The organism is Leucobacter chromiisoli (assembly GCF_016522505.1).
Lineage (GTDB): Bacteria > Actinomycetota > Actinomycetes > Actinomycetales > Microbacteriaceae > Leucobacter > Leucobacter chromiisoli.
Map to the genome: position 1 here is coordinate 19,534 of NZ_JAEHOH010000007.1, position 21,978 is coordinate 41,511.

23 protein-coding genes are annotated in these 21,978 nt (G+C 66.8%); 5 read left to right on the top strand and 18 right to left on the bottom strand.

Going from position 1 to position 21,978, the window contains the following annotated elements; genetic code table 11:
* Positions 1-4 precede the first annotated feature (4 nt).
* The 3 genes from JD276_RS05880 (at position 5) to JD276_RS05890 (ending at position 2,312) form a co-directional block, all read left to right on the top strand.
* Complete coding sequence (locus JD276_RS05880; RefSeq protein ID WP_233615401.1) at positions 5-1,162, top strand: heparan-alpha-glucosaminide N-acetyltransferase domain-containing protein; 1,158 nt, start codon at positions 5-7, stop codon at positions 1,160-1,162.
* Positions 1,163-1,184: 22 nt separating this feature from the next.
* Positions 1,185-1,541, top strand: coding sequence for a hypothetical protein (locus tag JD276_RS05885; RefSeq protein ID WP_017883905.1), 357 nt, complete (start codon positions 1,185-1,187; stop codon positions 1,539-1,541).
* A gap of 156 nt (positions 1,542-1,697) precedes the next feature.
* On the top strand, positions 1,698-2,312 hold the full coding sequence (locus tag JD276_RS05890; RefSeq protein WP_024356169.1) for a hypothetical protein: 615 nt from the start codon (positions 1,698-1,700) through the stop codon (positions 2,310-2,312).
* A gap of 118 nt (positions 2,313-2,430) precedes the next feature.
* Here the strand turns inward: JD276_RS05890 and JD276_RS05895 are convergent, their stop codons facing one another.
* The 17 genes from JD276_RS05895 to JD276_RS05975 all read right to left on the bottom strand — a co-directional run bounded on the left by JD276_RS05895 (position 2,431) and on the right by JD276_RS05975 (position 17,276).
* Entirely contained in the window at positions 2,431-2,646 is a 216-nt protein-coding gene (locus JD276_RS05895) for a hypothetical protein (protein WP_017883907.1), read from the bottom strand.
* Between the two features lie 63 nt (positions 2,647-2,709).
* The gene (locus tag JD276_RS05900; protein ID WP_017883908.1) at positions 2,710-3,639 is read right to left on the bottom strand and encodes an SURF1 family cytochrome oxidase biogenesis protein; all 930 of its coding nucleotides are present in this window, start codon (positions 3,637-3,639) and stop codon (positions 2,710-2,712) included.
* A 108-nt stretch (positions 3,640-3,747) separates the two neighbouring features.
* Positions 3,748-4,788, bottom strand: a complete 1,041-nt coding sequence (locus JD276_RS05905) for a zinc-binding alcohol dehydrogenase family protein (protein WP_024356170.1) — start codon at positions 4,786-4,788, stop codon at positions 3,748-3,750.
* Positions 4,789-4,938: 150 nt separating this feature from the next.
* A complete protein-coding gene (locus JD276_RS05910) occupies positions 4,939-6,141 on the bottom strand; it encodes a M23 family metallopeptidase (RefSeq protein WP_024356171.1) in 1,203 nt (400 codons plus the stop codon).
* Between the two features lie 49 nt (positions 6,142-6,190).
* Complete coding sequence (locus JD276_RS05915) at positions 6,191-6,523, bottom strand: DUF6804 family protein (RefSeq protein ID WP_017883912.1); 333 nt, start codon at positions 6,521-6,523, stop codon at positions 6,191-6,193.
* The gene (locus tag JD276_RS05920) at positions 6,520-7,161 is read right to left on the bottom strand and encodes a signal peptidase II (RefSeq protein WP_017883913.1); all 642 of its coding nucleotides are present in this window, start codon (positions 7,159-7,161) and stop codon (positions 6,520-6,522) included. Before JD276_RS05920 ends, JD276_RS05915 begins: the two co-directional genes overlap by 4 nt.
* The gene (gene lnt / locus JD276_RS05925) at positions 7,158-8,819 is read right to left on the bottom strand and encodes an apolipoprotein N-acyltransferase (protein WP_017883914.1); all 1,662 of its coding nucleotides are present in this window, start codon (positions 8,817-8,819) and stop codon (positions 7,158-7,160) included. The genes JD276_RS05920 and lnt overlap by 4 nt, the downstream gene beginning before the upstream one ends.
* A 48-nt stretch (positions 8,820-8,867) precedes the next feature.
* Positions 8,868-9,875, bottom strand: a complete 1,008-nt coding sequence (gene ccsB, locus JD276_RS05930) for a c-type cytochrome biogenesis protein CcsB (RefSeq protein WP_017883915.1) — start codon at positions 9,873-9,875, stop codon at positions 8,868-8,870.
* A 2-nt stretch (positions 9,876-9,877) separates the two neighbouring features.
* On the bottom strand, positions 9,878-10,618 hold the full coding sequence (locus tag JD276_RS05935; protein ID WP_017883916.1) for a DsbA family protein: 741 nt from the start codon (positions 10,616-10,618) through the stop codon (positions 9,878-9,880).
* A complete protein-coding gene (resB, locus tag JD276_RS05940; protein WP_017883917.1) occupies positions 10,615-12,336 on the bottom strand; it encodes a cytochrome c biogenesis protein ResB in 1,722 nt (573 codons plus the stop codon). Before resB ends, JD276_RS05935 begins: the two co-directional genes overlap by 4 nt.
* The gene (locus JD276_RS05945; protein ID WP_017883918.1) at positions 12,317-13,081 is read right to left on the bottom strand and encodes a cytochrome c biogenesis CcdA family protein; all 765 of its coding nucleotides are present in this window, start codon (positions 13,079-13,081) and stop codon (positions 12,317-12,319) included. Before JD276_RS05945 ends, resB begins: the two co-directional genes overlap by 20 nt.
* Positions 13,078-13,593, bottom strand: a complete 516-nt coding sequence (locus tag JD276_RS05950) for a TlpA family protein disulfide reductase (RefSeq protein ID WP_017883919.1) — start codon at positions 13,591-13,593, stop codon at positions 13,078-13,080. Before JD276_RS05950 ends, JD276_RS05945 begins: the two co-directional genes overlap by 4 nt.
* A 187-nt stretch (positions 13,594-13,780) precedes the next feature.
* Positions 13,781-14,218 (bottom strand): hypothetical protein, encoded by a 438-nt coding sequence (locus tag JD276_RS05955; protein ID WP_238560329.1) that lies wholly within the window; start codon positions 14,216-14,218, stop codon positions 13,781-13,783.
* A gap of 68 nt (positions 14,219-14,286) precedes the next feature.
* Positions 14,287-14,664 (bottom strand): hypothetical protein, encoded by a 378-nt coding sequence (locus tag JD276_RS05960; RefSeq protein ID WP_024356173.1) that lies wholly within the window; start codon positions 14,662-14,664, stop codon positions 14,287-14,289.
* A complete protein-coding gene (locus JD276_RS05965) occupies positions 14,664-15,572 on the bottom strand; it encodes a cytochrome c oxidase assembly protein (protein ID WP_233615402.1) in 909 nt (302 codons plus the stop codon). The genes JD276_RS05960 and JD276_RS05965 overlap by 1 nt, the downstream gene beginning before the upstream one ends.
* A gap of 62 nt (positions 15,573-15,634) precedes the next feature.
* Positions 15,635-16,408, bottom strand: a complete 774-nt coding sequence (locus tag JD276_RS05970; protein ID WP_200114764.1) for a M23 family metallopeptidase — start codon at positions 16,406-16,408, stop codon at positions 15,635-15,637.
* Positions 16,409-16,847: 439 nt separating this feature from the next.
* Positions 16,848-17,276: a hypothetical protein gene (locus JD276_RS05975; protein ID WP_017883925.1), complete on the bottom strand. Its 429-nt coding sequence runs from the start codon at positions 17,274-17,276 to the stop codon at positions 16,848-16,850.
* A gap of 517 nt (positions 17,277-17,793) precedes the next feature.
* On the opposite strand from JD276_RS05975, the gene JD276_RS05980 reads away from it, so the two are divergent.
* On the top strand, positions 17,794-18,246 hold the full coding sequence (locus tag JD276_RS05980; protein WP_200114765.1) for a hypothetical protein: 453 nt from the start codon (positions 17,794-17,796) through the stop codon (positions 18,244-18,246).
* An 86-nt stretch (positions 18,247-18,332) separates the two neighbouring features.
* On the opposite strand, the gene JD276_RS05985 is transcribed toward JD276_RS05980, so the two are convergent.
* The gene (locus tag JD276_RS05985) at positions 18,333-18,488 is read right to left on the bottom strand and encodes a hypothetical protein (RefSeq protein WP_017883926.1); all 156 of its coding nucleotides are present in this window, start codon (positions 18,486-18,488) and stop codon (positions 18,333-18,335) included.
* A gap of 871 nt (positions 18,489-19,359) precedes the next feature.
* Between JD276_RS05985 and JD276_RS05990 the strand changes: the two genes are divergently transcribed.
* The gene (locus tag JD276_RS05990) at positions 19,360-21,912 is read left to right on the top strand and encodes a hypothetical protein (protein ID WP_233615403.1); all 2,553 of its coding nucleotides are present in this window, start codon (positions 19,360-19,362) and stop codon (positions 21,910-21,912) included.
* Positions 21,913-21,978: the final 66 nt, after the last annotated feature.

Below are 21,978 nucleotides of genomic sequence, written 5' to 3' on the forward strand. Positions count from 1 at the left end.
GAGCATGACGAGCGCCCCCACGACTCCGCTGCGCCGCCGCATCGAACGAAACTGGCGGCGGCTGAACGGCCCCGCCCGGGTCGCGGGGGTCGACCTCGCTCGCGGGCTCGCGGTGCTGGGCATGTTGGCGGCGCATCTGCTCTGGCTCGGCTCGCTGTCGTGGACGGAGCCGTCGACATGGGGGGCGATCGTGAACGGTCGCTCCTCGATCCTCTTCGCCACGCTCGCTGGCGTCTCGCTCGGCCTCTCCACGGGCGGCCCGAGGCCTCCGAGCGGTGCCGGGCTCGGCCGGGCGAGGCTGCGGGTGGTGATCCGGGCGCTGTTGATCTGGCTTATCGGCGTGCTGCTCATCAGCCTCGACGTACCGGCGGCGATCATCTTGCCGACTTATGCGGTCATCTTCGTCCTGGCGCTCCCCCTGCTCGCGCAGCGCGCCTCACGGCTGTTCCTCGCAGCCGCGATCGTCGTGCTCGTGGCTTCGCCCGTGGTGGTGTGGGCGAATGCCTCGCCGTGGTGGGAGAGCTACGAAGGCTGGCTCACCGGGCTCTACATCGGATGGAACTATCCGTTTCCGCTGTGGGTCGCGTTCACCCTCGCGGGCCTCGGTCTGGCGCGCGCGGGGATGTGGTCGCGGCGGGCGCAGTGGGCGGCACTCGGCCTTGGCATGTTGCTGGCGGTAGCCGGATACAGTCTCTCCCCTGGCGCGGAGCCGTCGGAGGAGTCGGCTGATCGACCGTTCCTTGAGGCCTGGTGGACGGCGGATCCGCACTCGAGCGGCGTGCTCGAGGCGATCGGGAGCGGCGGCTTCGCGATCGCGGTGATCGGCGTGTGCCTGCTGCTGTGCTCTGCCGGACGGCTGCCGTGGCTCACCTTCCCGCTCCGGGCGGTAGGGTCGATGCCGTTGACGGCCTATGTGCTGCAGATCGTGGGCTGGGCCCTCGCCTCGACGATCCTGCTCGGCTCCGCGCATGAGCATGCGTTCCGCGATCTCGACCCGTTTCTCCCGATGACGCTCGCCACGATTGTGCTCTCCGTGGTGTGGAGTCTGCTGGTCGGGCAAGGGCCGCTGGAAGCTCTGATCGGTCGGCTCTCGTCGTTCGGCGGGCCGCCTGGCTCCTCCGGGGGCAATGCGCAGCGGCGCCAGCATATCCTTGAGCCGTGACTGTCGACCCCGCTCTCGCCGCATGATCGTCTGGTTCGGCATTGCCCAGATCGTCCTCGCCCTGCTCGCGGCGCTCGTCTGCATCCTTGAGTTCTCCCGCAAGCGAGGCCCCAACGACTACACCCTCGGCGCGACCCTGCTTGTCGGGGTGCTGCTCATCGCGCAGGTAGTCGTCGGCATCGTGCAGCCTGTCGCAGGCAATCCCGTCGTGGGGGATCCGCTCGAGTTCTGGATGTATCTCATCGTCGCGCTACTCATCCCGTTCGGTGCGGCGTTCTGGGCGCTCGTCGACCGTCGCCGCACGGCGAACCTCGTGCTGGTCGTCGTGAACTTCGCCGTCGCCGTCATGCTCTACCGCATGATGGTGATCTGGGGATGAGTGAGTTCGACGCTGACCGGCACGCCGCGCCGCGGTGACATCGCCCGCCGCCCGGCTGAGGTTTGAGAGAATGGCGGAATGGCAGCTTCGCACACGGATGAGACTCGGCGTCGGCTGCTCTCCGAGTCCTACCGTCGTCTCCGACCGGATGCGCATGTGGCGTTCGTCGATGAGAGCTACGTCGTCCCCGAGGTCGCACACGGTGCACGCACGTTCTACATCGCGACCGCGTATGTGTCGCCGGTTCGACTCCATCAGCCGGTGCGTGACGATCTCGGGTCGATCGTCGGCGGAAGCTACTGGCATACGAGCGAGGCACACGCGGCGGGCGATGCGGAGACGATCCACGAGCTCTGCCGCTACCTCGCCGCAGCCGAGGAGGACGAAGCGTTCCTGTTGGCGGTGCAGTCGCCGATCGAAGATGCTCCTGGCGGCGATGAACTCGCTCGCGAGGCATGCTTGACGGCACTGCTGGGGAACCTGCACGAGGGGCAGCTGACGCCTCGGCCGTCGCTCGTCGTGGCCGAGGAGCGACGCCACCAAGGACAGCGGGCCCGTGATCTGCGGACGATCAAGACGATGCGACAGGCGCAGGTGATCGGCCAGATGCAGGTGACCTTCACCTCACCGTCAGTGGAGCCGCTGCTGTGGGTGCCCGACATCGTGGCGTTCGCGCAGAGCCACCTTGAGCGTGGGAGCGACGCGGGCTATGCCGTGCCGCTGGCGCCGCTGCTGCGGGTCGTGCCCGTGGAAAAAAGCAACCCCCGGTAGCCGAAGCAAGAGACCGGGGGCCGCCGGAGCTATCGAGCGCTGGGCTGGAATGCTCCGGTTTGCACTCACTAGTGTAGCCGCATCGTCCAGTGTAGGCAAGACCCGGCAAGACGACAGATCAGCGACGCGGAGGGCGTTTCTTCCGCCTGCCGCGCTGCTGCCATCGGCGCTTGAGCCGTGAGCCGAGCCGACGCGAGCGGTAGACGAAGTCGTCGAGCTCCTCGCGAACGGTCGGATCCTCGCGGCTGTCGCGCGGGGGTGCGCCGGCGACACCGATGACGGCGATCAGGGCGGACATGATGAGCAGCTGCGTGATCCAGAGGGCGATCTCCACGCCTGCTCCTTTCGATGGCCCGGGTCGGGAAGACGCTCCGGCGCATGCGGCCGGTGGCGACCGCTACTGCTCGAGGAAGGCGTCTTCCTCTTCGGCGTCGGTCGTGCCGCGCCGGGCCTTGCGCGCTGCGGCTCGTCGCTGCTGCCGCAGCACGGCTTCGCTGCCCGCATTCAGACCGCGATGCTCCTGCCGGGCGGCGTAGACGACGCCGAAGGCGGCGATGAGGATGAACACATACCATTGCAGCGCGTAAGAGAGGTGCGGGCCTTCATCGCGCTCCGGTGGCTCGGGGAGCACCCCGGTTTCGGCCTTGGGGGTTTCCCCGATGAGCATGCCGTACGCCCCGGTGTAGGCCTCATCGAAACCGCCGATCCGGGCGATCTCGGGCAAGTTGATACTGGCGACCGTGCTGCCCTGAGCGAGGCGCCCGGCGATCTGCGGTTCACTCGCCCGAAGTCGCACGTCGACCTCGACCGGCCCGGTTGGGGCTGCAGGAATGCTGTCGAGCCAGGCGTCGCCCGCATTCGCCTCGTTGCCATTGACCGGCACCCAGCCGCGGTCGACGATGAACATCAACCCCTGATCGGTGCGCAGAGCTTGGAGGAGATGTGAGCCGACCCCTTCGGGGCCGGGTCGGTTGCGGGCGAGGAAGGGGTTGCCGAGGTACTCGCCGCGCACGGTGGCGGTCTGCCATTTCAGTGTGTCTTCGTCGAAGCCAGCAGGGTCGGGCACAGCGTCATCGAGCGGGATAGCTGCGGCGTCGTAGTTCTGCTCAATGCGCGCGATCTCCGCTCGGGCATCGGCTCGCCGGTCGAACTGCCAGTCAGCGAGCCAGACGCAGACGATGCAGAAGATGACGAGGAGGACGTAGTACCCGAGCCAGCGGCGCGATCGCAGGAACGACCAGCCCGGTTGCGATTGGGGCGGCTCCTGGGGTCGCTCATGTCCTCCGTGGACTGGGCCCTGCCCGGAGGTGGCGGTGTGTGTCGTCATGCCGCTCAAGGGGTGCGCAGCATGCCGGAGTCGACACGGAGTGTGAGGGCGGCAAGCATCATGCCGGTCATCCTTTCCTGAGCCGCCCGCAGCTGGGCGGCCTCGCTGCTACGGCAGGGAGCTGAAGCCTTCGAGTGTGATCTTCCCGACCGCCGTGCCGCTCTCGATGAGGCGATGGGCTTCGGCGACGGTCGCGGCGTCGATCTCGCCGAGCGTGCTGGTCAGCGTGCTGCGGAGCTTCCCGGCGTCGACGAGCTCGCCGACCTGTCGGAGGATCTCGCCCTGCTCGGCCAGGTCGAGGGTCTGCAAGCGAGAGCGCATGAACACGTCTTCGGGGTGCAGTGAGATGCACTTCGACTGGAACGGCTGCACGTCGAGCTCGGGGTGATCGGTGTACCCGAAGCGCCCCTGCGGGGCGAGCAGTTCGAGGATGTCGCCCTGTCTCTCCTCGGATCCCGCGGTGGAGAGCACGAAGCCGGGCGCCCCGAGGCCGAGCTCGGCCACCTGTGGGGTGAGCGGCCGGCGGTGGTCGAGGACGTGGTGGGCGCCAAGGTTCGCACACCACGCCTTCGTGACTGGGCGGCTGGCGGTGGCGATCACGGTGACGTTGGTGAGGGCGCGCAGCAGCTGAATGGCCATCGACCCGACTCCCCCGCCCCCGCCGATGATGACGACTGCGGATGCGGCTCCCGGGACGGGCCGCGTCACCTCGAGCCGGTCAAAGAGCAGCTCCCACGCGGTGAGCGCTGTCAGCGGCAGCGCCGCCGCGTGCGTGTCGCTCAGCGAGGCCGGAGCGTGAGCAGCGAGGTGGGCATCGACGATCTGGTATTCGGCGTTGCTGCCCGGCCGGTCGATCGCTCCCGCGTAGAAGACGCGGTCGCCAACGGCGAAGTGTTCAAGCAGCGGTTCGTCCTCGACGGACGCGCCGAGTCCGACGATTGTGCCAACGGCGTCGTAGCCGAGAACGCGAGGCTGCCCGGCGCGGGGTTGCTCGGTGGCGCGAATCGCACAGTCCACCGGGTTCACGGAGACAGCGTGCACCTGCACCAGCAGATCGTGTTCCTCGGCTTCGGGTATCGGCAGCTCGACGTCGCGGAGAGCCCCGTCTTCGTCGAGGGGGCCTGGGTGGGTATATCCAACGGCCTTCATGTTTGTCCCCTTTCCTGCATGTAGATGAGTCGTGGGCTCCGGCACGAGTGCGGCGTCACCGGTTGCGGCCTCTGCGCGCGGCACGGCATGGGGCGTCGGCGTGCCAGAGGCGGGTCTTGAGCGGATGCGGTGTCTAGAGGTGACATCGTGCTAGATGAACGGGGTCGGATCGATGAAGTTGCCGCCGGAGAGCACTTCGTAGTGGACATGGCAGCCGAAGCTCATCCCGGTGTTGCCGACGTAGCCGATGACAGCTCCGGCGGGCACCCATTGGCCGGAGACCACCGGCGGTGTGCCGATCTGATGCGCGAAACGGGTCTGATAGCCGTTGTCCTGGTTGAGGTAGGTCATGTATCCGCCGAAGTTGTCGACCCAACCGGCGACGGCGACGGTGCCGGAGGAGGGCGCGACGATGGGGGTGCCGCAGCCGGCTGGGAGATCGAGCCCGGTGTGACTCGGTGGTTGCCGGAAGTAGGTGGAGATCCAGGAGATCGGCACCGGCTGGTACCAGCCGGCACCGCCGGGGGTACCGCCGCCACCCCCACCGCCGCCACCTCCGCCGCTCTGTTGCTTTCTGCGCTCCTCCTCTTCGGCGCGGAGGCGTTCCTCGTAACCGGCGACCGTGTCGGTGGTCGCGTCTTTCAGAGCGGCGAGCTGCGCCTCGAGCTCACGCTGCTGCGCTTCTTGCGCGAGGAACGTAGTGCGCTGTGCGTCGAGGTTCTCAGCGGCGGTCTGGGCCAGCTGTTCGGCATCGGCTCGCAACTGATCGCGCTCCGTGCTCGCGGCGTCGGCTTGCTCGCCCAGCGAGGAAGCCGTGTTGCGGGCGAGCTCAGCACTCGCGGCGATGGTGGTGTTGCGCCGGGTGGCTTGCTCCATCATCGCGAGGCGGTTCAGCAGGGCGTCGGTGGTCGCTGCGTCGGCCTCGAAGAACATGTCGGCACTGCGGTCGATACCGCCGGAGCGATACATCTGGCCGACGACGACCCCCGCTTGGTCTGCGGCGACGTTGGCTTCCTCACGGCTCTTGTCGGCCTTCGCTTGGAGCGTCTCAGCGCGGAGCGCGGCGTCGGCTGCTGCGGTCTCGGCGTCCTGCCAGCTCGCGTTCGCTTGTTCGGTCGCGACCCGGAGCAGCTCGAGCTCCGCCAGGCTCTGCTCGAGCAGTCCTTCGATCTCCGTGACTTTCGCGGCGGCGGCCGCCTCGTTCCGCTTCGCGGCCTGCACGTCGTCCCAGGTGGGCAGCTCGACCCCGTGGGCGGGCGTCGCCCCTCCCGAGAGGAAGAGGGCGAGGCCGACCAGGGCGGCCGCGAGAGCGCCGACGAGCCGGCGTCTCCGAACGCTTGAGGTGATATTCATCTGTCTGCTCCTCCTGTCTGCGGAGTGTGAACGGTCGGATCCTGGGTCTCTAGTCGCGAGGCCGTTTGATGAGTGCTCCGGCGATCAGGAAGACGCTGCCGGCGATGGGCTGGGCGAGGATCCAGAAGATGCCGCTGAAGTTGAACGGATAGACGGGGTTCCAGAGCACGGCGATCGCGACGAAGACTGGCACCCACCACCAGTGGCGGGCTTGCACCGCGAACCAGGCGACGATGAGCGCGAGGATAGCGATGATGAAGCGGAAGACGGTGAACCAGTCGGTGCCGATGAAGGCGACCGCGACGATGAGTAGGGCGAGTGCGATGAATCCCGGGAGCAGCGCGTTGCGCTGGTAGGACGGGGGCTGCTGTTTCTGACTCATGAGTCCGTCGTTTCTGCTCGGGTGGTTACGGGACTACTGGTCGGCAGTTCGGCCTCGGCGCTCTCGACCGAATCGTCGGTATCTCGAGCGCGGGAGGCTGCGTGGAGGCGCCAAGCACCGAGGGCATAGAGCACGACGCCGGCCCCGATCGCGACGTCGGCGAGGTTGCCGATGAACAGGTGACCGTAGGCGAGGAAATCGGTGACCGCACCGCTGCCGAATCCTGGCGGGGCGAAGATGCGATCGGCGAGGTTGCCGAGGGCACCGCCAAGGATCAGCCCGATCGAGGCGGCGTAGATGCGGTACTTCGTGCGGAGGGCGGCCCGGATAAGGAGCACGGAGGCGACGATGCCGAGCAGCGTGATGAAGGGGGTGAGCTGGGCACCGATCGAGAACGCGGCCCCGGTGTTGAAGGCGAGCTGCAGCCCGAAGAGGTCGCCGAGCACGGGGATGCGGTTCTCCGTGTCGAGGAAGTGCAAGGCGAGTTGTTTGCTGATCACGTCGACAGCGATCGTGAGGGCGGCGATGGCGCAGCTGTAGACGAACAGCAGTCGGCGGGAGGGACGGCGGCTTCGGGGCTGCGCCGACGGGCCGGTGCGCTCATCGGCGGGCGGGTCGTGCGGGAGTTCGTAGGTCATGATGCTTTCGGCGGGAGTTCGGCTGCTGCGCCGCCCTTTGCGGAGGCAGGCGCGGGCGGGAGGGAGGTCGTGCGGCTCCGTCGCTCGAGCAGGCCCAGTGCGAGGAGCCCGCCGAGCGCGGCGATGGGGATGATGAGGGTGAGGGTCGGGCCGACGAGCACGGCCGGGGTGAGCCCGGTGCGCAGTGGTACGGCGGTGACGGCGGCCGCCGGAGAATCGGCGGGTGCGCCGTCGATGATGGTGCCGTCGGGGGCGATGATCTGGCTGGTGCCCACGGTCGATACGTTCACGACGGCACGTCCGGTCTCGATGGCGCGCATACGCGCGAACTCGAGCTGCTGCAGGTTCTCGTCAGTGCCCCGGAAGTCGGCGTTGTTGGTCTGGAAGGCGTAGAACTGCGCACCGCCTCGCACCCCGTCCCAGATCACCGAGTCGTAGATGACATCGAAGCAGATTGCGAGCCCGACTTGGATGCCGTCGACGGAGACGAGCGGCGGGTTCGTACCCGGCGTGTACTCGCGCTGGATGAGGCCGACCAGGTCGGGGACGATGCGTTCGTAGAACCACCGGTCGGGCACATATTCGCCAAAGGGCACCGGGTTCACCTTGTCATGCATCTGCTCGGCGCTGCCGGCCTCCCAGAGCATCGACGTGTTGTAGGTGTCCTCGCCTCGCGCGGTGGCCGCATTCATGAGGAGCGGGGCCTCGGCGTTTGCGACGAGCTCGTCGAGGATGCGGGCGGTGGCCGGGGTGTTCAGTGGATCGGAATCGACCCCACCCTCGGGCCACACGAGCAGATCCATCGGTTCACCGAGGAGTGCGTCGCTCGCTTGCCGCTGGGCGGCGAGCACATCGCCGGGGCTGCGCGTGTCGAAGTAGCCGGCAGGCCCATCACCCTGCACCCAACCGACGCGGAGGCTGCCCGCTGCAGTCGTGGGGAACGCCGGCACGAGCAGCAGGGCGAGGATCACCGCTGCGGGCAGCAGCTCGGCGCGTCTCCGGGGTGCGGGCCGGGCGGCCCAGTCGACGACGCACGCGCAGAGCCAGACGATGAGCAGGGTGAGGCCGGCGACGCCGACCCAGGAAGCGGCTTCGGCGAAGGGGCCACCAGCCTGGGACATGCCGATTCTGCCCCACGGGAACCCGCTGTAGGGCCAGGTTCCGAGGAGGAGCTCGCGTGCGGCCCACAGCACCGCGATGAGCACCGGGAGTAGGAATCGGCGGGTGGCGCGGCGTTCGAGGAGAGCGCCCCAGCGGTAGGCGAGGGCGATCGGGATCGCGCCGAGCGCGAAGAGCAGCGATTCGACCCCGGCGAGCGCGACCCACGGGATCGGGCCGAGGAACTGCACGACCCACATGAGGTGCGTGAAGTAGAACGCGGCGCCGTAGGCGAGACCCACGAGAAACGCTCCCCCGATGCTGCGGCCCATGAGCGTCCAGAGCCCGCCGGCGATGCTGAGGAAGGCGAGCGGCCACCAGCCGAGGCTCGGGAACGCGGCGTCGAGCAGCAGGCCCGAGACGGCGGCGATCGGGATCGCCGCGCCCCACGGCAGGCGACGCACCGTGGTGGTGGTGCGCTGCTCGCGCGCACCGCGCCCGAGTGCCGTGCGGGGCACGTCGGGGTCGTCGCGCAGCGGGAGCGTGTCCGTGGTCGTCACAGCGGCCTCCTTCCTGGTGCTCGAATCGCGGGTGTGGTCGGGGGCGGCTCAGCTGACGCCGGAGTAGGCGTGCAGGCCCTGGAAGTAGAGGTTGACGATGGTGAAGTTGAAGATCACCGTGGCGAAGCCGATGAGCGACAGCCACGCCGACTTCGTGCCGCGCCAGCCGCGGGTGGCGCGGGCGTGGATGTACCCGGCGTAGATCACCCAGATCACGAACGTCCACACCTCCTTGACGTCGAAGCCCCAATAGCGGCCCCAGGATTCGTTCGCCCAGATCGCTCCGGCGATGAGCGTGAACGTCCAGAAGATGAAGCCGAGAATCGCGAAGCGGTAGGCGAGCGTCTCGAGCACCTCGGCCTTCGGGAGCGTGCGCAGGTAGCCGCGATCCGGGGCAACCTCTTCGCCCCCGGTGGCCTTGATCCGCTCGCGGCGTGCCTGCAGCAGCTGCATCGTCGATAGGCCCGCCGCGATCGCGAGCAGCGCGGTGGCGAGCGAGGCGACGAAGACGTGGATGATGAGCCAGATGCTCTTGAGCGGATCCATCAGCGGGGTCACTTCGACGTAGAAGGAGATCGTCGATCCACCGAGGAAGAACACCACCATGCCGACGATGAAGACGCCGAGGAACCGGAGGTCGTACCAGCGCAAGGCGGCGAGGTAGACGGCGACGATCAGCAGGGTGCCGATGAGGGCGAACTCGTACATATTCGCCCACGGCACCCGTTCGGCCGCGATCCCGCGCGTGACCGTGGCGGCGAGATGGAGCGCGAAGCCGAGGGCGGTGAACGCGATACCGAGGCGCGCGAAGTAGCGCCGTGACCGTTCGGCACCGGGCACGCGGAGGCTCCCCTCCCCTCCCCCGTTCTGCGGGGAGGCTGCGGGGCCTCCGGCCGCGCCGACGAGCGCGGCCTCCCGCTGTTTGATGGGTGCGGCCGAGGCGCGCTGCGAGAGGTCGTAGGCGAAGGCGAGGAACGCAAGGACGTAGATCGTGATCGCTGACCAGACGGCGAGCACGGAGAACTCGTCGAGCGCGGCCTGCAGTTGCAGATCCATGGCTACTCCTTGCTCTCCGCGATCGCCGCGTCGAGGGCGTCGGTGATGTCGGTGACGGTCTGGGGTTGCAGCAGCTCACCGTTCAGGAAGAACGTCGGGGTGCCGCGCACGCCGAGCGACATGCCGGCGTTGTGGTCTTCTTCGACCCTCGCTTGGGTTGCAGGGTCGGCGACGGCCGCATCGAAGGCGTCCATGTCGAGTCCGAGCTCCTCGGCGTAGCCGCGGATCTTGTCGGCCTGCGAGTCTTGCTGCTCCGCCCATTCGGACTGCGACTCGAAGAGCTTCTGGTACATCTCCTCGAACTTGCCCTGCTGCGACGCGGCCTCGACCGCGATGGCGGCGTTCATGGAGTTCGTGTGGTTGGTGATGAAGTAGCGGGCGACATAGGTGATCTGCCCGTCGTACTGTTTGCGGATCTCCTCGATCACCGGGTAGACGGCGCCGCAGGCCTCGCATTCGAAGTCGAGGAACTCGACGAGCACGGGTGCACCCTCGCCGGCGTCGTCGAGGACGTGCGAGTTCTCCTGCACGAGCGGCACTTCGCTCTGCGTGGGGGTTCCGCCGCCCGTTCCGCCGCTGTTCGACGCCTCGCCGGGCGCCTGGACTTCGGGCCGGTTGAGCACCGAGATGAGGATCAGGATGAGCGCGATGAGCAGCACGGCGGGAATGGCGATGAGTGCCGCCTTCTGCGAGGTGCTCAGCTTCTTGTTCGGTTTCTGCACGGTGTGCGGGGGCCAGTTCATGGGGTTCCCTTCTTGAAAAGCGGTGACGGTAGTTGCTCGGCGATGGCCGAGAGGTGGCTGGTGCGGAACTGTTCGACGGCGCGCTCGAGGCCTGGATCCTCACCGCGGGCGAGGCCGGCGTACTCGATCTTGACCTTGCGGCCGCCGACGACTGGTCGGGTGAGGGTGGCTTTCACCCAGAGCCGACGGCGCGGCACGAGGAGGCCGGTGATGAGGCCGACCGTGGCGAGGATGGAGAAGACAAGCACCCAGGTGGCGCCGGTGTCGCGCTGGATCTGCAGCGAGACGAAGCGCTTGATCGACTCTTCGGCGCCCTCGGTGACGGTGAGATCCTCGAAGGTGATAGTTCCCATCCCGTTCGGGAGGTCGGCGGTGTCGCCGGGGGTGAGCTCGATCGAGTCGATACCGGTGTCGCCGCCGGTGATCTGGGTCATCGATTGGGTGTCGAGCTGGTACACCGAGCGCGGAGTGCCGTCGTCAATGCCGAGGTCTCCTGTGAACACGTTGAACGTCATCATCGGGTTGTAGAGGTCGGGGAACACCGAGTAGTAGGCGCCGGTGTCCAAGGTGCTCTGCGTCGGGTACAGGAAGCCGATGAGCCCGACCTGCTCAGGCAGACCGTCGGGGACTTTGATCACGCCGAGCGAGGTCATCGCGGAATCCTGCGGGAGGAAGGGCTGGGGTTCCTGGTAGACGACGTCTCCGGCGGCGTTGCGGATCGTGATCATCGGCGCGTAGCCGTTACCGAGGAGGTAGATGCGGTCGCCGTTCACCTCGATCGGTGCGTTCACCCGCACGGTCTCGGCACGGGTGTCGTCGTCCCCGGCCTCTCGGATGGAGAGGTGGGCAGCGAAGTTGCCTGCCTGCCCCGCACCGGGCTTCCCAGGGTCGACGTACTCGACGTCGAAGCTGTCGAGGCTCAGTGCGTAGGGGGTGAGTGAGCTTCGGTCGAAGTACCGTCCTGGCGAGAACGAGGAGTAGGCGCTCTCGCTGTTCACGAAGGTGGTGCCTTGGACGATGACGCGATCGCCGGTGTAGTTGAGGCCGGTGCTCAGCAGCACGGTCACGAGGATCCCGACGAGTGCCGAGTGGAAGACGAGGTTGCCGGTTTCGCGCAGGTAACCGCGTTCGGCGGATACCGACCAGGAAGTCGCGCTGTCGTAGCGGGCGGTGCGGTATCCGCGGCGTCGCAGCTCGCTCTCGGCGATCGCGATGGCCTGGGCGACGTCGGCTTCGGAGGTGCGATCATCGACGAGTTGCAGATCGTTGGAGGAATAGCCGACCATGCGCTGCAGCCGGGCCGGGGTCTTCGGCGCCGGCGCGCGGAGCGCTTTCGCATGATGCTTGATCCGCGGGATGATGCAGCCGATGAGGGAGACGAACAGCAGCAGGTAGATGGCCGAGAACCAGGCCGAGCTGTAGACGTCGAACAGCTGCAGTTTGTCGATGGTGGGGGCGAGCTCGGGGTTGTCGTCGAAGTACTTCACGACGCCGTTGGGGTCGGCTTGGCGCTGTGGGAAGAGCGAGCCGGGGATCGCGGCAATCGCCATGAGCAGGAGCAGGATGAGCGCGGTGCGCATGCTCGTGAGCTGCCGCCACCCCCATCGGAGCCAGCCCTGCCACCCGAGGCCGACGTCGCCGCTGCCGCGTTCGGTGGAGTCGACGTGATCGCTTGGGCGTGCGGGGAGGGTATCGTTCTCAGAGCGGGAGCTGGACATTCGCCATCACCCCCTGCAGGGAGGACATGAGGCGCGTCCAGAGCCCGCTTACCATGAGCAGGCCGAGCACGACGAGGACAACTCCGCCGGCGATGTTGATGGCGCGGATGTGACGCCGCAGGAACGACATCGAGCGGGTGGCCCAGCCGAGCCCGAGGGCGAGCAGCAGGAACGGGATACCGAGGCCGAGCGAGTAGGCGACGCCGAGCAGCCCCGCACGGACGGGGTCGCCGAGGTTCCACGACACGGAGATGATCGCGGCGAGGGTGGGCCCGATGCACGGTGTCCAGCCGATACCGAGGGCGAGACCGAGCAGTGGCGCCCCGGCGAGGCCCAGGCGTGAGCGGAAGCGGGGTCGGACAGTGCGCTGCATCTTGCGGAAGACCCCGACGAAGGCGAGCCCCATGACGATCACGACGACGCCGAGGATACGGGTGGCGATGTCGGCATAGGCGAGGAAGACCTGGCCGAAGACACCTCCGAGCACGGTGACAGTGACGAACACGATGGAGAATCCGGCGATGAACAGGAGAACACCCAGGAGCAGGCGGCGGCGCTGTGCGGTGGTGCCGCGGGCAGGTGCAAAGCTCGGCTCGACGGGGGCGACGGCGGAGCCAAGGTAGCCGAAGTAACCGGGTACGAGCGGAAGCACGCAGGGGGAGGCGAAGGAGACGAAGCCGGCGAGTGCGGCGATGAGCACACCCGCCCAGAGTGCGCCGTCGAAAACGAGATCGCTCGGGTTCATGGCGTCTCCGCGAGTGCGTCGGCGACGAGCGTGTCGAGGATGGAGGCGGACTCGAGTTGCCCGATGATGCGGGCCGCGACGCGCCCCTCGCGGTCGAGCACGAGCGTGGTGGGCGTGGCCTGGATCGGGGTGACGCCGGCGAAGGCCTGCTTGACGCGGCCGTCGTTCACATCGATGATGCTCGGGTAGGTGATGCCGTTCTCTTCGGCGAAGGCGACGGCGGTTGCGGGCTGGTCGTAGATGTTCACACCGAGGAACCCGACGCCCTCATCCTGGTAGTTCAGCCAGACCTCCTCGAGCATGGGGGCCTCGATGATGCAGGGGCCGCAGGCGGCGTACCAGAAGTTCACGACGTACACCTCTCCGGCGTAGTCGTCGCTGGAAACCGGGTCGCCGTATTCGGTGGTGCCGCTGAAGCTCACGGCGGCGCCACGCTCGTCGACCGGAATCTCGACGATGCGGCCATCAGAAGTGCCGCTTCGTTCACTGCCCTGCTGGTACTGTTCCGACATCGGCGCGGCGGCTGTGCAGCCGATCAGCCCAATGCTGATTGCGGCGGTCGCTACGAGTGCGGTCAGCAGCAGGTACGTCGGTTTGGACGTCCTCAAGTTCCTGGTTCTCCTCATTCCTCAACGCGTGGTCGCGGGCATGGCGGACGTGCCGGCCCGTTCCTGCCTCAGGGGGCAGCGTGAGGGGCGCTTAAATGCGCAGGAGGCTGAGGTCGTGCAGGCCGAAGCGATGCCTGCCGCGATGATTGAACGCTGCAGTTGCGGCGATCGGAGCGATCTGGGGGCGCTGGCGTTGGAACCGCATCTGCCTGCAGCGGAGCGCGAAGACGATCAGGATCGCCAAGGCAAAGCCGCAGAGTATCCCGAGCAGGCAGGTGACAACACCGATCAGGATGTCGTCGCTGGCGGTGGTCTCCCCCACGGTGTCGGCGAAGTGTCCCACTGCGGCGTCGAAGGAGGTGGCTGCGACCGTGTTCGAGGCGGCCGCCGGCGCGGAGAAGCCGACATCATCGGCGTGGGAGACGCCCCACAAGCCCACGACGGTGACGATTGCGGCGAGGAGCAGCGTCGCGGCTCTCATCGTGAATCGTCGCCGCGTGATGCGGGCACTGCGGGGAACTGAGGACACACCCCGATTATACCGAGCGGGTTCAAGGCGATCATGGGAGTGGACTGACGCGCACGGCATACTGCACCCTATTGAAGAGCGATGAGCAGGCTGAGCAGGCCCATCACGAAGGTGTAGGGAGCGAGCGTCATCTTCTCGTCTTTGCTCTTGGAGAGCAGGCTGAGGATCACACTGAACCCGAGGTGAGCGACGATGAGCCACATCACCCAGAAGCTGAACTCCCCGGGCAGCACAGCGATGGTGCCGCTGCGATCGAGGGCGATGAAAGCGATGAAGGCGTAGCGGAGCACAGCGGAGATCGCGCCGAGGCGGAGGTTGAGCGGGAGCGTGATGTGTTCCCCGCCCCACGCGTACTTGCCGAGCGGTGCACCGGCAGCCAGGGCGATCTGGAAGATGGCCAGCACGCCGAGCATCGCGGTGAGCGCGAAGATCAGGATCGTCGCCATCACTGCTCCTTTCCGAACTTCGCGGCGAGGTAGGCGTTGTAGGCGTCGAGTTCCGCGTCCTCTTGAGCTTCTCGACGTTTCGCTTGCCGCAGATCGCTCGTGCGCCACTTGGAAATGGTGACGATGAGCACGATGATCAGCGGCAGCTCGCCGTATGACCAGATCAGGCCGCCAGCGATGGCCTGGTCGAGAGCGCGGCTGATCCCCCACGCTTCGGGGTCGGTGGCGTACCAGCGGAACATGGGCTCGGTGCTGCGCAGCAGCACGAGCCCGAAGATCGCGTGGATCTGGATCTCGAGGAGCACGTCGACGATGCGTACCACGAACGATGGGGCGCGCGGCAACGGGTCGAGTGACCACAGCGGAGCGCCACCGATCATGCCGAAGGCGAGGAACAGGGTGAGCAGGATGAGATGCCCGGACGGGAGCTCGAGGAACCAGCTCAGGGTGTCGGTGAAGTACAGGGTAGGGAAGGCGACGACGGCGATGACGATCACGGTGGCCGGGTGCAGGAGCACCTGGGCGGTGCGCGAGCGGTAGGCGCTGAGCGCGGCGCGCATCACCGGCCGCCCGAGTCCCCGGCGCGGCGTCGCGCGCAGGAGCAGACGGCCGGGAGAGCCCATGAGCAGGAACGGGGGTGCGACGACCATGAGCGTGATCTGCTGGAAGAGCAGCACCGAGACGAGTTCCTCGGCGTAGGCGTTCGCGCGCAGTCCGGTGGCCGCGAACCAGAGGAGGCAGCCGACGGTGAACAGCAGCGTCGAACCGACGCCCCATCGTTTTCCCCGTACCCAGAGGGAGATCGCCCCGGTCAGGTAGATGGAGAGGCAGACGACGGCGAGCCAGGCGAGCGGCGACATGCTGCGCAAATCGAACTGGAAGAGGTCGCCGAGCTCGAGGCTGGCCATCGCGGGGTACACGGTCGGGGGTTGTCCTTACTGACGCTGGCGAGTGCTCGCCGGGGAGGGGGCTACTTCGAGTTCGCGGCGATGAACGGCAGCGGGTCGACGGGCTCATCTTCGACGCGCACCACCAGGTGCAGGTGGTTGCCGAAGGACATCCCGGTGGTTCCGACGAGTCCGGCTTGGTCGTCTCCCTGAACGGTTTGGCCAACCTGCCAGGAGTGGGAGTTCTCCTGCATATGGCAGTACCGGCTGATGACCTCTTGACCGGCAACCTGGTGCTGGACTTTCAGCGAGAAGCCGCAGCCGTCGGAGGCCCAGCCAGCCTCAGTGATCACGCCGTCACCGACGATGCGGATCGGAGTGCCGCCGGCAGCGGCCATGTCTTGTGCGTCGTGGAAGCCTGCGACTGGTGCGGAGCGGTATCCGAAGCCATCGGTGAGCGGCACCTCTTGGGCGAAGGGGTACTGCAATGTGGTGTCGGTGAGGCCGCTGACGGTCACTGCCCCACCGCTCAGCCCGATCTCGGGCGCGATCGCAGTCGGGGAGACCGAGAGCTCGTCGAGCAGCGTCGGAGTGTCGGTTGTGCCTCCCGTGACGAAGGCCTGCTGTCGGCTCGCGAAGACGGGGGTATCGGCGGTCGCGGCGCTGGTCGCAGGGAAGACGGTACCCGCCACGAGTACGGTGACGCTCGCGAGCGCCGTACTGCCAGCGACGAAGCTGCGCAGTTGTGAGCGTCGCCGTGCCGTGCCGGTCTCGGGTTCCGTTCCGCCCCCGGTCGGCGTCTCCTCGGCGGCAGGCAGCTCGCTGACGGGCTGCGCCGGGAGATCGGTGTATGGCACCGTGGACGGTGCTGCGGCTGCATGCTTGGATCGGCGGGGCCGAGCCGAGTCGTCGGTCGAGCGTTCGTCTGTATCAGTGGGTTCGATCCAGGTGCTCCGCCTCGGCCCCGCCGATTCCTCGGCGTGCCGACACCGCCTCAAAAGACGACTCCGAGGACGAAGAACGAGACGACGGCGAAACAGATGCTCAGGAGCACGGTGCCGAAGACGAAGAGGAAGTGTTTAGCTTTGATCGGTGAATCTGTGCAGTTCAAACTGCTGGCTCCTGATCGGGGGCGCTCGTGCGCCCGAGTGATGTTCGAGAGTGCGCAATGCCGGAAGGCGTGCCGATGTCAGCGCTTTTGCAGGGGCCGGCGAAGCTCTCAGAGGGAACGTGGTGCCGGTTGGAGGCACACGGAGCTTCGCGGGCTATCCCCGTGCACGGGTTTCCCGGTGGAGATCAGGTTCGCGAGATCGAGTGAAGGAGCAGCAATGGCTGCGGGCGGGCGGGTGCGCGCGGCAGGGCGACCGCCCATTCGCGGATCCTGCCGAGCCGCAGCTGTAGCCACGGTCGCCGGGTGAAGAGCACGACCAGCATCAGAGTGGCGAGCATGGTGAGCATGCAGATCGCGATGAGATCGAGGTGCCAGCTCTGCACGCTGCCGTGGGCGGCGTGCTCGCCCCCCTCGACGAGCGTGGCGGTCGAGGCTGTTGAGGGGGTGGTCGCACTGGTGCTCGCCGAGGCCTCGGCGATTACCGGCACGCTGCTGAGTTCGGCGCTGTGCGCGCGCAGTCCGACGAGACCGAGGATGACGAAGGCGCCGACCCAGACGAGGGTCAGGATCGCACGCCGCGATAGCGGTCGTCGCGATGCAACGCGTGCACTCATCACTCCATCACCTCCATTGTCATGTAACAATTTAGCATCGGAACCTGAGGTCAGCCAGGGGATGCTACTGCGTGTGGGCGTACGTCGGCGCTTTTGCCAGTGTCGGCGCGGCTCCGCATGCCAGGGCTGATCCTGCCGCACCCACTGGTATGGGGCAGGGACGCCGTTGAGGATCACGAGCGCTACGCGAGTTTGAGAACGTGCACGACTCCGGGTTACCCGAGTGCACAGAACAGCACGAGGGGACAATCACGATGTAGAGGGCTAGGGCTATATTCCGGATAACGATGCGCCGGCCCCGCTGAGCTGGCACAAGGTTCTGCGGAATGAAGACTGAATCGTGACGGCTATTGGCAACGCCAGCAGACTCAATGGCAGCCACGGAACCTTGACGCTCATCGCGACGGTCACCGGAGCGAGCGCCGGGACGTCGTAAAAACCATCGCCGACTATCACCGTGGGATCAGCGGCGACGAGGGCGCTGATGGCATGGCCTTGTCTGCGGGGACCGCCCGGCGTGCATACTCAAGATGCCGGAGTCGGCCGCCAGAGCCTGTGCAGTGCAATCGTGGCCACCGGTGAGCATGATCGAGAGATCCCGTCTCCTGCAGCATTTGGATCGTCTCAGCCAATCCCGCGCACGCAACTCGTCGCGAACCTCGATGAGATTGGGGAGTTCCCAATCGGCTTCGATCACGACGATGATCATACCCTGCTCGGCAAGCTACTCGGTGGCGAGTCGGTCCTTACCGGGATCAACCCAGCGGACAATACTGATTCGGATCCTCTGGCAGGAGGCGGTGCCGGTGATTCCGCGCTACGGCTCATCCTACTAAGCATCTCGCCTGGTCGCCGCATCGGGCACGGTCACGACGGCGGGTGCATGCTGGATGATTCGAGTGCGTTGGCGAAGCCGATCACCTCGCGTTCGGCGCATTCGAAGCTCACGACTTCGACGACTTGGGGTTAGTTGCGGGTAAGTGCGCCTTTACCGTTGAGGGCCACGGTGCGGATCGTACCCAGCTCTTCGAACTCCTGACGGAGCTTGGGCACATTTCAGTGCTTGGAGGCGGAGCCGATCGCGCCCTTCACGGTGGCGGAGACGGTGTTCACAGGCGCCCACGGAGAAGCGGCGATGATGAGTACGGTCGGCACGAGCAGCTTGGCGCCTCGGTCGGTGAGCTTGGCACGTTCCCACTCGTGGGCGTGCATTCGGTCGATAAGGGTCCGATGTGCGTGAGCGAGTCTTCTCGGCCATAGGCGGTGGACTTGATGAACAGCACGCACGACCTGTCGACAGCGATTGCCGTAGCCACATCCCCTCCCCCAGACCGGGATGGACTCCCTCGTGATAGCAGAGGCGTCGATACTGAATGTGCCGTCGAAAGCAGTACCGCCGATGGCGTCTCCTTCTCCAGCCTTGATGATGAAGATCCCGACGTTGCAGCGCTGATGCTCTTCGGGAACACGTTCCAAGCACTCGACGCTCTGGTCTGGGTAATGCGGTCAGTTCAGAATCGAGTGGATAGATCGCGTCAAGGCGCCGGGTAGCGCAAGCCCTCGGGCATTTGGTTACTCACCGAACCCCAATCCTCGGTCGCATCGCTGCGCAGCGCCCTCCGCACCGACCAGCACCGAGTACTCACCAATCTGCTTCGTCCTGGCACCGTACAGTATGGCGCAGCCGCGCGGATCGACCCGAACGGCAGCCTTCGGATCACCACCGAGTACGGAACCGAGGGCTTCGACCTCGTTGCGATCGTCGACGGCACCCGCTGCCGGAGCCGGGCAGCGACCTGCTTTGACACGAGATTCCATGAAGCGGGGTACTTCTACTATGGCGCGGCATTCCCGGCAGCCCCGTCGCGCTGCACTGAGCAACCGGAGAGACCTATGTAGTGCTCGTCCAAGTCCTACCGGTGCAGTGTGCGCACCTGACTAGTAGCTGTTGCCGTTCTGACGACGGCGGACACAATCAATAAGGAGATCCCACTTGTCTGCTCACATTCTCGTACCACCCGACAAATCACCGCTGCCCGGCCGCGTTGTCTCAAGCGTTGCGACGACCCTCACAATCCTGCTGATGTTACTTGGCAGCCTGTTCTTCCCGGCAGCCCCGGCGCAGGCCGCGACCCTGGGCGTCGGGTATGGCAATCAGGATCTCTGGCTCGGTTCCTTCTCGTCGCATGGCCGTCAGGCGTACTGCATGGATCTCGACGCGCTCGCCCCGTGGGGCAACACGCAACACCCGGAGCTGAAGACCACGCTCGACAGCCTCAGCGCGACCGAGCTCGCCCGCCTGAACTACGTACTCGGGCGGTGGGGTGAGAGCAACGATCCAAACATCACCTCCGCCGTCCAGCTATACGTCTGGGATATCGCCGACCGCGGCAACTACTCCGCACGCGGCGGAGACGGGCAGTTCGTCACCCGGGCACCCGGGAACATGCAGGCCACGATCCTGTCGCACCTCACCACGATGCGGAGCGAGTCGGCGGCGAACGCCGTCGCGAACCCGTCGGTGTCGATGTCGATCACGATGACCGACCAGTACCAGGGGCAGCTCAAAGTCCAGGCGAACCCCACGAGCGCAACCGGCACCGTTACGCTCACCAACGCCAACTTCACGAACGGCAGCACCTCCGCGACACTCGGTGTCGGGACACATGAGATCGTCGGTATCCCACCCGAGGGCGCACCGGACTATCAGATCACCGCGAGCCTCAAGGCTCCGTCGCTTGGGTACGGGGCTGGCGTGGACCTGTTCTACACTCCGGGCGAGCAACGCATCCTCGGCGCGGCCTCGTTCGAGCCGCTGTTCGCCTCTGCGCAGTCAGCGGTGATTCCGTTGGACTTCCGGCCGGTGATCGAGACGGTCGTGGATGCGAAGTTCGTGCAGGCAGGCGACGTATTCTCCGACAAGCTGAACGTCACGGTGACGAAGCACTCCTGGATCAAGGTGAACGGTATCCCGGTGCCGGTGCTCGCCGAAGGCACCCTCTACGGGCCGTTCGACGCGCAGCCGGTCGAAGCGAACGCACCGCCAGAGGGCGCGCCCGTGCTCGGGACCGAGTCGCTGACGCTCACGCACCCCGGGAACTACGTGTCGCCGGGCACGCTCACGGCCCCGGAGTCGGGGTTCTACACGTGGGTGTGGAGGATCGACAAGACCAAGCAGGGTGCGAACGCGAAGTACCTCACCGATTCCTTCACGGATCGGTTCGGGCGGGTGGCCGAGACCTCGGTCACGCCGTTCCAGCCGGAGGCGGTATCGAAGGCGAACGGCAAGCTCGTGAAGCCCGGCGACCGGGTGACGGATACGATCACGGTCTCCTCGACCAATGGCGCCTGGCTGAAGCACAACGGCGAGCCGATCCCGGTCGTCTTCGAGGGCACCGCCTACCAGGCACCCGGAACCCTCCCGCCGGTGCAGGGTGCGGAGGCGCCGGCGGGTGCGGTGCCGATCGGCACCGTCACGGTAACCGCGCCCGGGCCCGGTGAGTACGAGTCGCCCGAGGTGGAGTTGCCGGATGCGGGGTTCGTGGCCTGGGTGTGGCAGGTGAAGAAGGCGTCGCAGCCGGAGTGGGTGCGCCCGTACATCGCCGCCGATTGGCAGGACGAGTACGGCATCAACATCGAATCGCACTCCGTCAGGTGGCCGCTCACGATCACCTCGGAAGTCCGCGAATACAACGTCCACAAGAACGGGCGCGCGTTCGACCGGATCACCGTCTCTGGGTTCCCGGAGAATCACCCCGAGTTCACAGGTGACGGCTACTGGGGGCCCGACGAGCAGGAGATCGAGCACACCGTCTACGGCCCCTTCCAGACCGATGCGGAGCTCACCGACGATCTCGATCTGTCGGATGCCCCGGTGCTCACGCGGATCACGACGCCCGCGAAGAACGGGGTCTACGACATCGGCTACACCAATGAGGACCGCATCCAGCCGACCGAGGCCGGCTACTACGTCATCGTCACGCGGTTCGCGGGCGACGACCGCGTGCAGCCCTTCACGAGCTCGCCGACGGATATCTGGGAGCGGTTCTACGTTCCCGATGACGAGCAGCCGGTGTCGGTCATCACGCAGGCCACCCCCGTCGCGGGGGTCGGTGAGGAGTTCGACGATACCGCACTCGTGCAGGGGACGAAGATCCCCGACGGCGCGTACCTCGTGTTCCGCGCCTACGGCCCCCACGACCCCGACGCCGAGCCGGTCTGCGAGGTGCCGTTCTTCACCTCCGAGAAGATCGCCGTCACCCAGGCTGGCATCTACCGCTCCGGGAAGACGAGCGTCGACCGTGCCGGGCACGTCTACTGGGTCGAAACCCTCTACGACGCCACGGGCAAGGTCATCGCGGAAGGGAAATGCGGTGCACCGGGTGAGACGACGGTCGTGACCGAGACGCCGCAAGAGGTGCCGCCGACGCCGGAGCAGCCGGAGCTTCCGGAGACGCCGTCCGAGCTGGCTACGACTGGGGGCGGGTTCCCGTGGCTGATCGCCGCCGGCGGCCTGGTCGCGCTCCTCGCGGCCGGAGTGACGCTGTGGTTCGGGCGCAGGCTCGCGCTCCACCGGGAGCGAGGCGGAGACAGCGGAGAGGAGGACACCGGTATCGAAGACCTCATGAACCAGTAACCCCAGCACCCCCATGCTGGGCGGGGCGCAGACCATTCCCCAGGGTCTGCGCCCCGCCCTTTTCGC

Coding starts and splice junctions, on each gene's coding strand:
- JD276_RS05985 (WP_017883926.1), bottom strand. CDS start 18,488: ATGCACGCCCACGAGTGGGAACGTGCCAAGCTCACCGACCGAGGCGCC.
- resB (WP_017883917.1), bottom strand. CDS start 12,336: ATGTCCAGCTCCCGCTCTGAGAACGATACCCTCCCCGCACGCCCAAGC.
- ccsB (WP_017883915.1), bottom strand. CDS start 9,875: ATGGATCTGCAACTGCAGGCCGCGCTCGACGAGTTCTCCGTGCTCGCC.
- JD276_RS05910 (WP_024356171.1), bottom strand. CDS start 6,141: ATGAATATCACCTCAAGCGTTCGGAGACGCCGGCTCGTCGGCGCTCTC.
- JD276_RS05880 (WP_233615401.1), top strand. CDS start 5: ATGACGAGCGCCCCCACGACTCCGCTGCGCCGCCGCATCGAACGAAAC.
- JD276_RS05885 (WP_017883905.1), top strand. CDS start 1,185: ATGATCGTCTGGTTCGGCATTGCCCAGATCGTCCTCGCCCTGCTCGCG.
- JD276_RS05935 (WP_017883916.1), bottom strand. CDS start 10,618: ATGAACTGGCCCCCGCACACCGTGCAGAAACCGAACAAGAAGCTGAGC.
- JD276_RS05975 (WP_017883925.1), bottom strand. CDS start 17,276: ATGAGTGCACGCGTTGCATCGCGACGACCGCTATCGCGGCGTGCGATC.
- JD276_RS05905 (WP_024356170.1), bottom strand. CDS start 4,788: ATGAAGGCCGTTGGATATACCCACCCAGGCCCCCTCGACGAAGACGGG.
- JD276_RS05945 (WP_017883918.1), bottom strand. CDS start 13,081: ATGAACCCGAGCGATCTCGTTTTCGACGGCGCACTCTGGGCGGGTGTG.
- JD276_RS05900 (WP_017883908.1), bottom strand. CDS start 3,639: ATGACGACACACACCGCCACCTCCGGGCAGGGCCCAGTCCACGGAGGA.
- JD276_RS05965 (WP_233615402.1), bottom strand. CDS start 15,572: ATGGCCAGCCTCGAGCTCGGCGACCTCTTCCAGTTCGATTTGCGCAGC.
- JD276_RS05915 (WP_017883912.1), bottom strand. CDS start 6,523: ATGAGTCAGAAACAGCAGCCCCCGTCCTACCAGCGCAACGCGCTGCTC.
- JD276_RS05920 (WP_017883913.1), bottom strand. CDS start 7,161: ATGACCTACGAACTCCCGCACGACCCGCCCGCCGATGAGCGCACCGGC.
- JD276_RS05950 (WP_017883919.1), bottom strand. CDS start 13,593: ATGTCGGAACAGTACCAGCAGGGCAGTGAACGAAGCGGCACTTCTGAT.
- JD276_RS05960 (WP_024356173.1), bottom strand. CDS start 14,664: ATGGCGACGATCCTGATCTTCGCGCTCACCGCGATGCTCGGCGTGCTG.
- JD276_RS05990 (WP_233615403.1), top strand. CDS start 19,360: ATGTTACTTGGCAGCCTGTTCTTCCCGGCAGCCCCGGCGCAGGCCGCG.